A 16,420-nucleotide genomic window follows, 5' to 3' on the forward strand; every position below is an offset into this window, starting at 1 on the left:
GGGGGTCAGTGCTGGGCGGCCGGCACGTCGCTGCCGCTCTTGCCCACCAGGAACTGCAGGTCGCAGCCATCGTGGGCCTGGTTGACGGTGTCGACGTACAACTTGACGTAGCCTCGACTGGCCGGAGCGGCAGGCGGCCTCCATGCGGCCATGCGCTGCTGCAACTCGGGTTCAGAGACGAGCAGCTCCAGTCGCCGCGCGGCGACGTCGAGCTCGATCAGGTCGCCATCACGCACCAAGGCGAGTGCGCCACCCACTGCCGCCTCCGGCGACACGTGCAGTACCACGGCACCGAAAGACGTACCGCTCATGCGAGCATCCGAGATGCGGACCATGTCCGTCACGCCCTGCTTCAGCAGCTTGGCGGGGATGGGCAGCATCCCCAGCTCCGGCATGCCCGGAAATCCCTTGGGGCCACAGTTCTTGAGGACCATGACCGAATCCGCATCGACCTCGAGATCGGGATCGTCGACACGCTGATTGAGGTCGTCCTGGTTCTCGAACACCACCGCACGCCCCTTGTGCTTGAGCAGGCGCGGTTCGGCTGCCGAAGGCTTGATGACGGCGCCGTTCGGGCACAGATTGCCGCGCAGGATGGCCACACCCGAGTTCGCCATAAAGGGCTTCGCCACGCTGTGAATCACGTCCGGGTTCATGCAGGTTGCGCTGGCATTGTTCTCGGCGAGCGTCTTGCCGGTCACGGTCAGCGCATCGCCATTCAGCATGCCGGACTCGCACATGTCGCGGATGATCACAGGCAGGCCGCCGGCTTCATGAAAGTCCTGCATCATGTAGCTGCCCGAGGGCTGGAGGTTGAGCAGCGTAGGCACGTTGCGCCCGATCCGGTGCCAGTCCTCGATGTCCAACTGGACTTCCATGCGCCGCGCCACCGCTGTGAGGTGGATGACGGCATTGGTCGACCCGCCGATGGCCGCGTTGATCGCGATGGCGTTCTCGAACGCCTTGCGCGTCAGCAGCTTGTCCAGCGTGAGACCCTCCCGCACCATCTCGACGATGCGGCGGCCCGCCATGCGCGCGAGCACTCGACGCCTGGCATCAACGGCGGGAATCGACGCGTTGTCGGGCAGCCCGATGCCAAGCGCTTCGACCATCGAGGCCATCGTCGAAGCCGTTCCCATCACATTGCACACGCCCACGGAGCGGGTGAGGCAGCTCTCGGCCTCCTCGAAGTCCTCGTTGCTGGCACGACCGGCGCGCAGGTCCGCCGCCAGGTTCCAAGCATCCTTGACGCCGAAGGCCCTACCCCGGAAGCTGCCGTTGAGCATGGGGCCTCCGGACAGGCCGATGGTCGGCAGGTTGACGCTGGCGGCGCCCATCAGCAGCGCCGGGGTCGTCTTGTCGCAGCCCATCAGCAGAACCACCCCGTCCAGCGGATTGGCGCGCAACGTCTCTTCGACGTCCATGCTGCATAGGTTGCGCAGCAGCATTGCCGTCGGCCGAGTCAGCATCTCGCCGGGCGAGATGACCGGGAACTCCATGGCCACGCCGCCCGCTTCCAGGATGCCTTCGCGAACGTGTTGAGCCAAGTCCCGGAAATGCGAATTGCATGGGGTGAGTTCAGACCAGGTGTTGCAGATCCCGACAACGGGCCGTCCGTCAAAGTGATCCATCGGCACGCCCCGGCTGCGAACCCAGCCTCGGTTTGCAAAGTTTTCTGCACCTTTTCCTTTGAACCAGGCTTGCGATCGCAGCTCGCCCTTTTCTTTACCGGACATACGCTTGTCTTTCTATCAATGACATCGAGGGGGTCGCTCGTGCTCGGACGGCTTGGGGTTACCGGCCAGCCTTACGCCACACGTCCCCCAGACGCAGATGGGCTTGTCGATCGATTCGACGATGCAGGGTCGTGCGAGCGCATGCGCCGCTCCAGCACGGCCAGCAACGGTGCCAACAGCACCACCACTAGCATCGGTGCCGCTGCGGCGCACATGGCGACCTTCAGGCCCATCTGTTGCGCCAGCAACGCTGCGGCGATGAGTGGTGCAGCGCTACTGCCGAAGCGCGAGACAGCACCTTTCCAACCGACTGCCGCGCTGCGCAGCGCGGCCGGATAGACGATTGGCGTGATGATGTTGAGCGACTGGTAAGTGCCGACAATGAAGAAGCCGGCGCTGGCGATTGCCGCCACGAAAGCCGGGCTGCCGAAGGGAAAGATGGCAAGCCCGAACAGCGACAGTGCGCCCAGCAGCGCATACACAGCGGTCACAGGGTAGCGCCCGAAGTGATCAATCACGAAGCCGGTTGAGAGTCCGGCGATGATCGACGCCACGCCGGCCATCGAGGCGTAGGCCGCATAGCTGGCGACCGGGACGCCCTTGAATTCGTGGAAGAAAGCCGCGCCGATGCCGAACAGGTTGACGCTGATTTGTCCGCAGATGCAGGTGAACCAGAGCACGGTGGTGAACACTGCGCGATGGTCGCTGAAGATCTCGATGATCGAGATGCGGGCGCCGAGGCGCCGGGCGGCGGGTTCGCGAAAGCGGGTGTCGGCCTTCACCACAATGCTCAGCTTGCGCAGGGCACGATGAATGTCGCTCGATGGGGCGGCAGTGCGGGCCAGGTGCAGTGGCGATTCGGGCATCAAAAGCACGATCGGCAAGATCATCAGGAGCGGTGCCAACGCACCGATCACATACATGCCCTGCCAGCCAATGCGGTCGAGCGAGAAGGCCACGAGGCCGCTGGCACCCACTGTGCCAACGGCCACGCCGGCGTAGACGATGCCTACCATCGTTGAGCGCCGCTTGATAGATGAAATGTCGGCAACCAGGCTGGCGGCAGCAGGCAGCAGGCCACCTCCCAGCACGCCAGCGACGAAGCGGGTCACCCCAAAGCTGGTGATCGAGGTGGCGAACACGCTTTGCAATGTGGCGATCGAGAACAACGCCAACAGTGCGATCAGCACGCGCTTGCGGCCGAAGTGATCGGCCAGCGGCGACAGCAGCAGGCCGCCGATCGCCTGTCCCATGGGCTGCAACGCGAAGGCGCCGGTGAGGCTTGCGGTTGGGACACCGAGCGTTGACGCAATTACAGGCAAGATTTGGCCGGTCACCGCCAGGTCGTAGCCGTCGATCAGCAACACGAGAAACAGCATCGCCACGGTGAAGACGTGGCCGTGACGCACCGGCGATGCGTCGAGCAGCCCGCCGAGGTCGATCTTGTTGTCGCACGTGCCGCGATCCGGGGCGGCGCGCGCTCCGTTCGGCGCAATGAACTCCGGCATCTTGTCGTCTCCGTTCTATGTCTGGATGGTTCCACTTCTGCTGGAACCGAGGCATAGAGAAGCGTACGTTTGACTTGCTGGATTGGATTGCGGTTACAGGCTAATCTGGGTGGCGATCGAGGCTGGAACTCTGATGGGCATGTCAAGGAGGATCTGCGCGTTCCCCTTGCCCAATGGGTCGAAACGTGCAGAGGCTGGGCCTCCTCCGGCAAGGGCGTCGTGCATCACCAGATTCAGTGAAGCCGTGCCCGGCAGGTAAAAGCGTTCGACGTGACCCTTCACCTGGTGGGCGAAGTAGTCCCTCACCGCCTCGGGCGTCAAGCGAGCCCACAACAGTGCAATCCACTCAGGCTTCCGAGCGATGACGCCAATATTGGAGATGTTCCCCTTGTCGCCGCTACGTGCCCACGCCAGCCGAACAAGTGGAACTTCCACTTGAGCCTCGTCCACGGGATCGGTCCATGCAGCGGGGCTGGCGAGCGGCGGAGCCTGAGAGGCGGAGCGAGGATCCGATGTGGAAGCGGTTGGTGCGCTGCTTTCGATCGTCGCGCCGTCCAAGCAAACCCGAACAGGCACGCGGGCCTTGTCGAGCAAGAAGGAAAGAGGCTTGATGAGTGCGGAGGGCGAGGGGCGACCGCCGGCCGGCATCGTTGTGCCTGGCGACCAAGACGTGCCTGACGGCGCGATCTCACGGGCGAAGATCTCCAGGGCCTTCTTGTCCGCATGATCGACCACCACGCGAACCATCACTTCGCGAGAGGCACGCGTACGCGCATTCGCTCCATAGAGCGATTCGCAACCGAACAATTCGATCTGCACGTTGGCGTAGTCGGCCAGGCCGATCTGCTTGAAGATGCCCCGCGTGCGATCGATGATCGCTTCGCCGGTACGACGAGCCTTGGCCCATGCGTCGATGCCCACGATCGCCATCATTCCGACACATCGATAGCCGTCGAGCTGCGTAGCGGACACCTTGTACGTGCTGGTCGGTGCGCGCCCCCGCGCACCGCTGACGCGCACGCGCTCCGACGAAACTTGCTCGACTGTGACGTGCCGGAAGTCACAGCCGACATCCGGGAGCAGGTAGGCACCGGGATCACCGATCTCATAGAGCATCTGCTCGACAACGCAGGCCCGACCGATCAGCCCGCCGGTTCCTGCGGCCTTGGTCAACTCGAAGCTGCCGTCATCGGCGCACTCAATGATGGGATAGCCGATGTGAGCCCAATCGGGAACGCTCTGCCAATCCGTGAACAGGCCCCCGGTGGCCTGGCAACCGCACTCGATGATATGGCCCGCCAAGCTTCCACTGGCCAGGTGATCGTAGTCCTCGGGTGTCCAACCAAATTCGTGGATCAGCGCGCCCAGCGTCACGGCACTGTCGACGCCACGCCCCGTGATCACGATGTCGGCCCCTGCGGCCAGCGCGGACGCCACAGGGAATGCACCCAGGTAGGCATTGGCGCTCAGCACACGCGGCGGCAGCGCTTCATCGATGAACATGTCGCGCACGCCCTCTTCGCGCAGTGTTGACATGAGGCCACTCACGTCATCGCCCTCCACGACCGCGATACGCGGCGACAAGCCCATTGATGCGGCGAGCGCCTGGAGCGCATGCGCGCAACCTTGCGGGTTGATGCCTCCGGCGTTGGCGATGACCTTGATTCCGCGCGTCATGATCTCTGGAAGCACCTGGCGCATTGCGGTGTCGACAAAGTCCGTCGCGTAGCCCATTTCCGGCTTCTTCGCACGCGCGGCGGCCAGGATGGCCATTGTGGTTTCGGCCAGGTAGTCGAAGACCAGGTAGTCGACCCCCCCGGACGCCACCAACTGCGGTGCGCCCACCATACTGTCGCCCCAGAACCCGGAGGCTCCGCCGATCCTGACTATCTTGCCGGCCATGCTCAGGTCTCCTTGCTCTTGTTGAGTCGATTCCCCAGCTGACTCGGGGCCGAAGCTCTCCAGGGTTCTGTCCAATTTGGTTTCCGCTTCTCGTTGAAGGCGGCCATGCCTTCGCGGGCATCGTCAGTCATCGGCATCAACGCAATCTGGTTCTCAGCGTACGCAATCGCTTGGTCGAACGACATGGCCGAGATTGCGCGCATCGCGTACTTTCCCCTTCGGATCGCCGCGGGCGACTTGTCGACGATGCGGGCGATGAGCCACTGTGTCTTGGCGTCAAGATCGGCCAAGGGGACAACGTGATTGACCAACCCGGCCTGGCGCGCCTCTTCCGCCGCGAACGGCTCGCCCGTAAGCGTCCATTCGCGAACGATCCGCATCGGAACCAAGTCCTGCAGCAGGCTGAGCACCTGCATTGGAAACAATCCGACCTTCACTTCAGGCAGGCCGAACAGCGCGTGGTCGGCGGCTACAGCCATGTCGGCCATGCACAGCAGCCCCATGCCGCCAGCCATGCAAATGCCGTTCACCCGAATCACGATCGGCAATGTGGCACTTTGAGCCTCACGCATCAGGTCAGCGTAGTCGCCGTTAGGGCGCGAGAGATCGAGCGCGAACCCCTCGCCCGGCCGCAGGTCGGCGCCGGCGCAAAACGCCTTCTCGCCGGCGCCCGTCAAGACGATGGCCCTTACCTCGGGATCGGCGTGCGCAGCGCGCAAACCTTCCCGAATGCCGGCGATGACGCCCGCGTGAATGGCGTTTCGCTTGTCAGGGCGGTTGATGGTGATCCAGAACGACCGCTCGCGCTTGTCATGGAGGACCTCTGCGTCGGGAAGCGACCAATTGCTCATTTCTCGGCTCCTTGCACTTCATCCGGCTGGATCTCGACGACCAATGCCTTCGCCTGCACCTGCTCGTCAATGCTGACGAGAACGGCTGTAACTACACCTTGCACTGGGGCACTGTGGATGTGCTCCATCTTCATCGCTTCAAGAGCCAGTAGAGGCTGCCCTGTAACAACCCTGTCGCCCACCGCCGCGAGCATGGACACGACCCGGCCATTCATGGACGCCCGCACGCGCCCATCGCCTTCACCTGCGTCTTTGCGCGAAGCCGCGGCGCGCGTTTGGTCCTCCAATTCGTGCGGTCGACCCGCGTGGCGAAACCAGAGGGTGGCGCCATCGCGGTCATACGCAACGCTCTCCATCACGCCGTCGAGGAGGAATCGCGCTTCGTTTTCACCGACACAAACCGATTCAAGTACGTGCTCCTTCCCTTCGAACACGAGCTTGAAGCGCCACGGCTGAATCTGCGAGATGCTCGCCACAAGTTGCGAGCCATCAAGCGCGAAACGCACTCCGAGCGGCAGCGTGTGGGTCAGGCCGCGACTGCTTGCGTCATGTTGGGCATGTTCCCCCGTCTCTTGCAGCAGCCAGGCGCCAATTAGGGCCGCTCTCTCGATGGCCTTCGCGTCGATCGGCACCAAATCCGATTCGTGCTGGGCGATGAATGCGGTGGTTGCTCCGCCAGCGGCGAAAACGGGGTGCGACAGACAACGCGCCAAGAATTCCTGGTTCGTCCGCACACCCAGCGCCACGGTATCTTCAATGCCGCGCATCAAGCGGCGACGAGCACCGTCTCGCGTCGTCCCGTACGCGATCAGCTTGGCAATCATGGAATCGTAGAAGGGCGGGATCGACGTGACCGAGCGCAGGCCATGCTCCACGCGCAGCCCTTGGGGCACTTCCCAACGGCGCATCGTCCCGCTCTGGGGCATGAAGCCGGCTCGCACGTCCTCAGCACACAAGCGCACCTCTATGGCATGGCCGGAGAAGCGGATCTCGTCCTGGGAGAGGGGGAGGGCCTCACCCGCCGCCACGCGCAACTGCCACTCCACCAGGTCCAGCCCGGTGATAGCTTCGGTCACCGGGTGCTCCACCTGGAGCCGCGTGTTCATCTCCATGAAATAGTAGTTGCCTTCACGATCCAGCAGAAACTCCAGCGTGCCCGCCCCTTCGTAGGCGATGGCCTTGACGGCTGCAACAGCGGTGGCACCCATGCGCGAACGCAGTTCCGCGTTCACTACCGGAGACGGTGCCTCCTCGATCACTTTCTGGTGCCGACGCTGCACGGAGCAGTCCCGCTCGCCCAGATGCACCGCATTGCCATGCCGGTCAGCGAAGACCTGAATCTCGATGTGCCGCGGCTCGACGATTGCCCGCTCCAGAATGACAGTGGAATCGCCGAATGCGTTCATCGCTTCGGACTGGGCACTTCGAAGCAGGTCGGCGAATTCAACGCCCGACTGCACCAGCCTCATGCCACGGCCCCCGCCGCCGGCTGTTGCCTTGATCATGACTGGATAGCCGATGCGGGCGGCTTCTTCTGACAGGCGCTGTTCGCTCTGGTCTTCTCCCTGGTATCCGGGTATGCATGGGACGCCGGCGTCGATCATGAGACTTTTGGCGCCTGCCTTGTCGCCCATGGCGCGGATCGCCTCAGGCGACGGGCCGATGAAGACCAGGCCTGCATCGCGGGAGGCAGCCGCAAAGTCTTCGTTCTCCGCGAGGAAACCGTAGCCGGGGTGCACGGCGTCGGCGCCGCTGATTCGAGCAGCGTCGATGATGGCGGGAATGCGCAGGTAGGACTGCGCCGGGAGCGGTTCCCCAACGCAGACCGCCTGGTCTGCTGCCATGACGTGGGCTGACTGGGCGTCCGCCGTGGAGTACACGGCCACCGTTCGATAGCCAAGCGCATGCGCACTTCGGATCACACGCAATGCGATTTCGCCTCGATTGGCGATGAGAATCTTTGAGAAGGGCGTAGGAGCGTTCATGGAGTTGTAGCGATTGGTCATGGAGTCGATCACGGACGAGCGACCGAGAACTGCATGGCCTGCGGGGTTCGATCCTCGGCCTCGCGGCAAATCGCAAGCACGTTGGCCAGCACGGCGCGGGTATTGCGGGGATCGATCACGCCGTCATCCAGCAGGTGCGCACTGGTGGTGAACACGCTCATCTGACTGTCAAAGCGGTTGACAATGCGGTCCGACATCTCGTCCAGCTTTGCCTCGTCTACATGCCCCTTGCGACGCATGCCGGCTTCGCTAACGATCCGCATCGTCTGCGCAGCTTGCTCGCCGCCCATCACGGCCGTCTTGGCGTTGGGCCAGCTGAAGCAAAAGCGCGGGTGGAAGCCTCGACCACACATTGCGTAGTTGCCTGCGCCGTATGACGCGCCACAGTAGATCGTGACCTGCGGCACCGTTGCACTGGTCACGGCCTGAATCATCTTGGAGCCGTGCTTGATGATGCCGGCCTCTTCGTAGGAACGGCCCACCATGAAGCCCGTCGTGTTGTTCAGATAGAGGATCGGTGTGCGGGATTGGCAGCAGGCCTGGATGAAGTGTGTGGCCTTGGACGCACCGGCTGGATCGATGGGGCCGTTGTTTGTAATCACGCCGACGGGAAAGCCCTCGATCTTGAAGTGCCCGCATACAGTGGCGCTGCCGTACTCGGGGCCGAACTCCAGGAACTCGGAATCGTCGGCGATGCGCGCGATCACCTGCTTCATGTCCACGGGTCGCTTGGGGTCCGCTGGCATGATCCCCAGCAGTTCCTCAACGTCGTAGCGCGGCGCCTTGTGCGTACGCGTCCGCTCCGGCGGCATGCCACGGTTCCAATCAATCTTCCCCAGGATCTCGCGGGCGATGCGCAGGCCGTCCCGATCGTCCTCCGCCAGGTAGTCACCGAGGCCCGATACAGACGTGTGCATCACGGCGCCGCCCAGTTCCTCTTCCGTCGCGACCTCGCCCGTCGCTGCCTTGAGCAGTGGGGGGCCTGCCAGAAATGCCCGCGAGCGTCCGCGAACCAGGATGATGTAGTCCGACAAGCCGGTTTGATACGCGCCGCCCGCAGTCGAGGACCCGTGCGTGACGGTCACTACCGGCAATCCTGCCGCCGACAGGCGTGCCAGGTTGCGGAAGACATTGCCACCGCGCACGAACTCCTCGACGCGGTACTGCATGAGGTTAGCGCCCGCGCTTTCCACCAACTGGACGTAGGGCAGCTTGTTCTCCAGCGCGATCTCCTGGATACGGAGTTGCTTGTCCAGGCCCATGGGCTGCAGCGCGCCTGCGTCGATGCCCGAGTCATTGGCGCAGACCATGCATCGGATGCCGCTGACGAAGCCGATGCCAGCAATCACGCCGCCACCGGGAACGCTCCTGCCAAGTTCAGCCGTGTCAAGGCCCAAGCCTGCGAGAGTGGACAACTCGAGAAATGGAGCGCCGGGATCCAGCAGCAGCGAGAGGCGTTCGCGCGGCAACAGCTGCTGGCGCTTCTCGAAGCGTTCGCGCGAGGCGGCGGACTTCTCATGCGTGCGGCGTTCATACACGCGCAGTTGCTCGATAAGTCCGAGCATGTGGTTGCGATTGGTCGTGTAGGCAGAAGCGCTTGTGGAGACAGTGGATTCGATTTGAGGCATGGCTGCTTGGTTCAAGGATCAGTTGCGGCGACCTCGTCAGCGTAGGCTCAACAGTTCGCGCAATCTTGCGCAAAGCGGTTGATCCGGCGCCGCGACATGCATCGAGATCCGGACTAGGACCTGGACGCCAGGACACGCCATTTCGGAAGCAGAAAGGCTGGCCTGTAGCTCGTCTTGGTTTGCCGGAAATTGGCCAGCCCCAGGTCCTGCTCGAAGTTGAGCCAGTCCACGGCAGGCCCGTCACCGGAACTTCCACTGGCCGCGAAGTGGTGGAACATGTATTGGGCGATTCCCTTGAAGCGCGTCAATCCCTTGGCAAACCGCACTGCCCAGACGCCCTCCTGTAGGGCTTCAGCCAGCAGGAAGCCGGCCGGTTGTCCGTTTGCGCGGTACAGGAAGCCCATGAGTTGCAGCTCAGGCGCGAGCGAGAGGGCTTCTCTGCAGGCGGCTTCGTCCGCATCGCCTGGGGCCTTGCTCTTGTCCTGCATCCAGCCATCGAGCACGCTCAGGGCGGCATCGCGCTGTCGGGCGCCATAGGGTTCGGCGTCAATTTCGTGCGTCGCCAGAAGTTGCGACATCAAGTTGGCCTTGTTTCGGAGCAAGCGCCCTCGATAGCCGTGGAACTGCTGCGCACCATAGACGTAGTCCGCGTCGTCGCGGTGCTGTGCCAATTCGAAGCCGGCTTCGCGAACAACTTCAGCTTCGCGCTCGCACAAGGGAAAAAGCGCGCCATGTTGGATCACCAGGGCGCGCAAGACCTCAGTCGGTGCACTCCGCAGGTCGAACAGCGGCAATGCCAGTCGCTGTCCGTCGTAGGTCACACCACTGATGTACGGCCATGGAGCGTCATGCCAGAGCCACTGGTGGGCATGACGAAAGAGCCAGAGGTTGCCGAAAGTGAGGTCGGCTGGGGTGCGTTCGGCCAAGCCTTCGGTGCGTTGGGCGAGCAGTGGAGCGATGCGCGGGGCGAGCGCCAGAGTCAGCTCGACGCCTTCGGAGCAAGCCACGACCAACTCATCGTTGCGAGGTCCGCGCGCCCGGTGCCGGCCCGTCCGCGGGTTCGCCGGCGAAACACTGCGCCAGTTGGGTCCATCGATCCGCCGATTCTCCGGTCCACGTCAATCGTGTGTCCGCGCGATTGCGCCGTTGCGTCACGAGCAGAACGAAGTCGAGTGCCGGCCCTCGCACCCACTGCTCGTCGGAGGGCTCGCCCCACACCCAACGCTCGCCGCCGGGCGCCTGCAACTCGACATAGGGCGTGGGCTGAGGGACTTCGAGCTTTCGATTGATGAATGTCCAGCCGTAGGTCGTCACGCCGAGATGCGCGATGTGCTTGAGACCAGGGCCTTGTCTCCGCTCGCGTCCGAGCATGTCCCAGATGTCCTGACCGTGCGCCCAGATTTCCATCAGCCGAGCGGTTGCGAACGATCGGGCGCTCATCGTCGGGCCATACCAGGGAAGCCGGGACTTCGCGTCCAGATCGGCGAGGGCGGTCGCCAAGGCTTCATGGCGCTGGCGCCATTGCGCCAATAGAGAAACTCCATCCAGATGGCCATAGCGGCGTCGGGCGATGGTGCTGATTTCATTGCCGGTCCCGAGCTCGCGCGATAGTGCGGCCCGGTCGGCTTCGAAGGTCGCCGCATCGCTGACTGCCCGCAGTGCGGTCTCGTCGAAGAACAGCAGGTGCGCTACCTCGTCCCACGGCGTCCATGCATGAAATTCGGTGGGCTGGTGCCATTGTTCGAGAGACAAGGACTCGCAAAGGTCCGCGAGATTGCGGTGTTCCACCACGAGGTCGGCGCTCAATTCATTCATGGTGGCGACCTCTAAATGCCAAGTTGCCGGGCCGCCAGATCCTTGAGGATTTCCTCGGAGCCGCCGCCGATCATCATCACCTTCGCCTCGCGATAAATGCGCTCGGAGCGGGTGCCACGCATGTAACCCATGCCGCCAAGGATCTGGACTGCCTGGTCGGCGCAGAACTGCATAGCCTGCGTCGAGAGGATCTTCGCCATGCAGGCCCGGGCCACCAGTTGCTCCGGATCACCATGCCGGTGCTCAAGTCTCCACGCCAGCTCATAGACCAGTGTGCGGGCGGCGTCGATCTTCAACGCCATGTCTACAAGTTTGTGGCGGATGACTTGCCGCTGGGACAGCGGCTGTCCGAACGTTACCCGGTCACGCGCCCATGCCAGCGCCTCGTCGAGGCAGGCCTGGGCGAAGGCACAGGCGGCAGCCGACATCGACAGCCGCTCGCTGTTGAAGTTGGTCATGAATACCTTGAAACCCTGGTGCTCGGTGCCCAGAAGATTGCCAACCGGTACGCGCACATTCTCGAAGTGCAGGTGGGCGGTGTCGGAGCACCACCAGCCCATCTTCTTCAGCGGCGTGCGTGTCAGCCCAGGCGAATCGCCATCCACCAGCAGGGCCGACACGCCACTGGCGCCCTTGGAACCCGGATCGGTACGCACGGCGACCGTGATGAAGTCGGCACGCATGCCGGACGTGATGAAGGTCTTCTCGCCGTTCAGCACATAGTGCTCACCGTCTCGATGCGCGGTGCATCTGAGCGATGCGACATCGGATCCGCCGCCCGGTTCGGTGACGGCCAGCGCGGCGATCTTTTCACCGGCCAGCACGGGCGGCACGACCCGCCGCTTGAGCGCTTCACTGCCATGTGCGTCCACGGGTGGCAGTCCGATAGTGTGCGAAAGCAGCGAGGCCTGCACCCCGCCACAACCCGCGCGTGCCACCTCTTCGATCGTGACGAGGTAGTAGAAGATGTCGGCGGGCGTGCCGCCGAGCGCTTCGTCATAGCCGATGCCGAGCGCGCCCAGCGCGCCGAACTTGCGATAGAGATCACGAGGGAACGTCTCCGACTCGTCCCAGTCGTTGGCGAAAGGGACGATCTCCCGATCGACGAATTCGCGCAGTGTTGACCGGAAGCTTTCGTGCTCGGCGCTGAAGTAGTGAGGAAGGGCGCGTGTTTCAATCATGAGCCGCATCTTCGTGCGGCGCGACATGCCCGTCTTGCGCAGAGCGGCTGGTGTGTTCGGCGTCTTGCCGAGGACCACTAACTAGAGCGCAGGCGCCTGCGCGATGATGCGCAGCTTGCGGGATCCCGCGATGATGTCCTTGGGCTTGAGTCCATACGCCTGGCGGATCGAATGGCTGAAGTGCGTCGAATCGGGATAGCCGATGTCGAGCGCGACGTGCACCAGGCTGGAGCCAGTGTGCACGTAGTGAAGCAGGCTGCGGGCCCGTTTCCAGGCACGCACGTTACGAATCGGGATGCCCACCTCTTCCTTGAACAGATGCCGAAAGCGCGAGAAAGACAGGTTCACGCGCGAAGCGCACTCATCGGAGGGGACAGCACCCGAGGGGTCGTTCCGGATGGTCTCCAATGCCGTCGCGATGCGCCGGTCCAGTGGGCGTGTCGGCAGCGGCTCGCCAAAAAAGGCCGGGTCGAAGTCGGACGGGCGCAGATCTGGCGCGCCCCCCTGCGAAGCGAGTCGGCGATGCACGTCGCGAACGTGCGCGGCGAACTCCGGTGCATGCACCGCGCCGCAACGGCGCAGCAGGGCCGGCAGCTTGCCCATGTCGACCGTCTCCGGCTCGATCAACACGTTGAGCACGTTGCGGCCTTCGCAAGCGATCTCGTAAGGGACGTACGGCTGCACGATCGCGACTTCGGTCGATTGCCATTCACCCCCCTCGAGCCGCACGCTCAGGCGACCATCGATCGCGACGTACGCAATGATGGCACCTTGTGTGTGCATGCTCCGGGAGCCAAGAAGCCCAGCGTAGAAGAGGCGATCCGTCGTGATCCACATGACACGGTCGGCGCTCGTGCAGCTCTGCGGAACGAACGCGTTGTCGTTTGCCGCCGCGATGAAGCTGTCTCTGGGTTCGATGGAGTCTCTCATTTCGCATTCACACCCTTTTCGATCGAGATTGCTCAGGCACCCTTTAGAGGAATGATGGGCAGCAGAATGAAAGGCTCGTTGCCCTTGTCGAAGTGAAGCGTGTTCTCGCCGCCGAAGATCTCCGGCGGCCGATCTTGTGGATGCGCGTGGCGGAACGGACCGACGCCCGTCATCGGGTACGGCTGGTCTGAGAAGCCGGCGTCGCCCAGCCCGTGGTCGTAGTCACAGCCTCGAATGTTGAGAGCCAGCGTGTAGCCCGGAGGCACCACGATGCTGGTCGGCAGGATCTCGATATCGAGTACGACTGGCTCGCCAGGTACAAGCGGCTGCACCTCGTCGTGCGTGTGGTAGGGGCGATACGGGAGCGACTTCGCCTTGTCCAACTTGCGATGCGAGGCACGCAGCCAGCCCAGTGCGATCGGCACGCGCGGATCGTTGGAGCCAACGAACAGGACTTCTTTGCCGTCCGGGGCGAACAGCCGCAGCGCCAGGAAGATGTCGGCATCGACAGTGCGGGAAGACACCACCAGCCTGACGGCCACGGGGCCGGTGATCTCCATCTCTTCGGCAGCAGGAGGCAAGGTGAAGCTGATCCCGTTGTCCGTGGTCTTGTAGGAGATGCTGGCGCCGGTGCTCGGTGTGGTGCCCAGAGTGCGGGTGGCGGGCTCCAGGTAATACCTGGTCCACTGCGTGCGGGCCAGCGGCCATTCCTGTTCGTCGCGGATCGTGAAGTGCTCCCCCGGCCGACGAATCTGCAACTGCACCGGCGGCTGGCGGTCCCAGCCCGTGTCCTTGCCTTGCAGGAAGTGTCCGAGGAAGCGCTTCTGCAATGCGACGCCCTCGGCGCGGTAGAAGGGACTGAAGTGGCTGTTGCCATGCACCTCCAACCATTTCTGGCTGGAGCCCGCCCCCACATAGCCTTCGAAGTTGCCGCGCGGGTGAACACCCATGCCACCCCAGTTTGCGGCCGACAGCAGAGGCACCTGGATGCGGCTGACGTCAGGTTTGCGCCCGGCATAGAACTCGTCGTCCAGCGGGCGGTTCAGTGACTCGTTGGACATCTTTGGGGCACGCTTTGCAGTCAGTTCCTCATCCGACAACGTTTCTGGACCGCAGACCAGCTCACCGTTGTTCGGATTGCGCGCGCCACGCTCGCCATAGCCGTGCTGTATCCGCAGCACCTGACGCTCATACCAGCCTTCGCCGAATTGCGAATAGATTCCGCCATGCCGCGCGGCGTCCCGATAGCGGTCGACGAAGCCTTCCCATACGCAGATGGCGGCGAGATGCGGAGGCCGCAGCGCTGCAACGTACCACTGGTTGGTCGCGTAGTAGGAAATGCCGTTCATCCCGATCTTGCCGTTGCTCCAGGGCTGTGTCGCCGCCCATTCGATGCATTCGTACAAGTCTCGTGTTTCTTGCTCCGAAGTGGGGTCGAGTACGCCCGGCGAGCGGCCTGCTCCACGACTGTCGACCCGGATGCAGATAAAGCCGTCAGGCACCCACTTCTCGGGATCGACGACTTCCCAGTTCATGTACTTGTTCGACGAGCCTTCGGCGATGTCGGGGAAGTCGCGCACCATGCGGTCATACGCACTCTTGTAGCCCACCTGCATGGGCACGCCCTTGCCATAGGCTCCGTAGGAAATCAGTGCCGCATAGCGGCCAGGTGCCTGCGGGAGAAAAACATCTGCACGCAGGACGATGCCGTCGCTCATCGGAATCGGCACATCCCAGAGGATGCGCATGCCATCGGCGTACACCGCCTCGGGCATGTCGTTGGAAAGCGCGTTGTCGGCGCAGGCGCGGTTCGGGTTCGATTGACTCATTCTGATCTTTCCTTCTGAAACTCAACTGATCTGGATTCCCAATGGCGGCAGGATCTTTCGGAAGCGGTCGATTTCCGAATCGACATAGGCCTTGAAGTCGCGCGGCGGCATCATCTCGACCACGCCGCCGCCTTCCTTGATGTACTGCTGATACTTGGGGTCCTGCCCGAGCTTGACGAACATGGCATAGAGCGAACTGACAGCAGCTTCGCTCATGTCCTTCGGGCCCCATATGCCCGACCAGGCAGGAATGTCGGGCACGTCCAACCCGAACTCGGTGAAGGTGCGTGTGTCGGGGATGATCGGCGAGCGCGCATCTCCCGAGAGTCCAAGCGCCCGCATCTGCTTGGCTTGAATCCAGCCCTGCGCGGCGACCGGTGCAAGAAAAGTGCAGTCGACGACGCCTGAGATCAGGTCGTTGCTTGGCGCGCCCTTGTAAGGGACGTGAACCAACTCCACGCCGACGTTCTTGCAAAAGAGCGAGGCCATGATGTGAGTGGGATTGCCTAGGCCCGAGTTGGCGATCGTGAATTTCCCCGGGGACGCCTTCGCGGCATCGACGAACTGCTGCAGGGTCTTGAAGCGAGAATTCGCGCCGACGAGCAATGCCCATCCAGAGTAGACGGCCAGCCGGGTGATGGGCGTGAAGTCTGCCTTCGAATCGAAGGGCAGGTTCTTGTAGAGCGCCGCATTGGTCGTATGGCCCGCGGAGTTCAGCAGCACCGTGGTTCCATCCGGCTTCGACCGTGACACATCCAACGATCCGATCACCGCTCCCGCACCGGGCTTGTTGTCGATGATGATGGGGCGACCGCTCGTGGTTTCGAGGGTGTGCGCCATCAGCCGGCCGGTGACATCCATTCCGGATCCCGCGGGAAAGGGAACGACAATCCGCAGGACGTCCGACTTGCTGGTTTGGGCCATGGCGGGCAATGCGCTGCCGAGTACTGCGCTGATCAGCGTTCTGCGATTGATCTTCATCGCTTGTCTCCGGATGTGGTTTCAAGGAAAGCGGGCTTGTGGAAAGACCTTCC

General features: G+C 63.2%; 12 protein-coding genes. All 12 read right to left on the reverse strand.

All coding sequences use genetic code 11. From position 1 onward, the window contains the following. Positions 1–5: 5 nt before the first annotated feature. Positions 6–1,736: an IlvD/Edd family dehydratase gene (locus AC1DEK_RS15455; RefSeq protein ID WP_478126126.1), complete on the reverse strand. Its 1,731-nt coding sequence runs from the start codon at positions 1,734–1,736 to the stop codon at positions 6–8. 71 nt (positions 1,737–1,807) lie between these two features. Further along, complete coding sequence (locus AC1DEK_RS15460; RefSeq protein WP_478126127.1) at positions 1,808–3,244, reverse strand: MFS transporter; 1,437 nt, start codon at positions 3,242–3,244, stop codon at positions 1,808–1,810. 93 nt (positions 3,245–3,337) lie between these two features. Beyond that, entirely contained in the window at positions 3,338–5,146 is a 1,809-nt protein-coding gene (locus tag AC1DEK_RS15465) for an acyclic terpene utilization AtuA family protein (RefSeq protein ID WP_478126128.1), read from the reverse strand. A 2-nt stretch (positions 5,147–5,148) separates the two neighbouring features. After that, a complete protein-coding gene (locus AC1DEK_RS15470) occupies positions 5,149–5,997 on the reverse strand; it encodes an enoyl-CoA hydratase/isomerase family protein (RefSeq protein WP_478126129.1) in 849 nt (282 codons plus the stop codon). Beyond that, positions 5,994–7,982, reverse strand: coding sequence for an acetyl/propionyl/methylcrotonyl-CoA carboxylase subunit alpha (locus tag AC1DEK_RS15475; protein ID WP_478126326.1), 1,989 nt, complete (start codon positions 7,980–7,982; stop codon positions 5,994–5,996). The genes AC1DEK_RS15470 and AC1DEK_RS15475 overlap by 4 nt, the downstream gene beginning before the upstream one ends. A gap of 29 nt (positions 7,983–8,011) precedes the next feature. Beyond that, complete coding sequence (locus AC1DEK_RS15480) at positions 8,012–9,631, reverse strand: acyl-CoA carboxylase subunit beta (protein WP_478126130.1); 1,620 nt, start codon at positions 9,629–9,631, stop codon at positions 8,012–8,014. 113 nt (positions 9,632–9,744) lie between these two features. Beyond that, positions 9,745–10,638: a phosphatidylglycerol lysyltransferase domain-containing protein gene (locus AC1DEK_RS15485; protein WP_478126131.1), complete on the reverse strand. Its 894-nt coding sequence runs from the start codon at positions 10,636–10,638 to the stop codon at positions 9,745–9,747. A 7-nt stretch (positions 10,639–10,645) separates the two neighbouring features. Then, positions 10,646–11,446 carry a TIGR03084 family metal-binding protein gene (locus AC1DEK_RS15490; protein ID WP_478126132.1) on the reverse strand — a complete coding sequence of 267 codons (801 nt, stop codon included), beginning with the start codon at positions 11,444–11,446 and terminating at the stop codon, positions 10,646–10,648. An 11-nt stretch (positions 11,447–11,457) separates the two neighbouring features. Next, positions 11,458–12,627 carry an acyl-CoA dehydrogenase family protein gene (locus AC1DEK_RS15495; protein ID WP_478126133.1) on the reverse strand — a complete coding sequence of 390 codons (1,170 nt, stop codon included), beginning with the start codon at positions 12,625–12,627 and terminating at the stop codon, positions 11,458–11,460. A gap of 81 nt (positions 12,628–12,708) precedes the next feature. Beyond that, positions 12,709–13,557 (reverse strand): helix-turn-helix transcriptional regulator, encoded by an 849-nt coding sequence (locus tag AC1DEK_RS15500; protein ID WP_478126134.1) that lies wholly within the window; start codon positions 13,555–13,557, stop codon positions 12,709–12,711. 32 nt (positions 13,558–13,589) lie between these two features. Then, positions 13,590–15,386: a CocE/NonD family hydrolase gene (locus AC1DEK_RS15505; protein ID WP_478126135.1), complete on the reverse strand. Its 1,797-nt coding sequence runs from the start codon at positions 15,384–15,386 to the stop codon at positions 13,590–13,592. Positions 15,387–15,407: 21 nt separating this feature from the next. After that, complete coding sequence (locus AC1DEK_RS15510; protein WP_478126136.1) at positions 15,408–16,367, reverse strand: Bug family tripartite tricarboxylate transporter substrate binding protein; 960 nt, start codon at positions 16,365–16,367, stop codon at positions 15,408–15,410. Positions 16,368–16,420 lie beyond the last annotated feature (53 nt).

The sequence above is a fragment of the Variovorax sp. 10N420 genome (assembly GCF_056394705.1).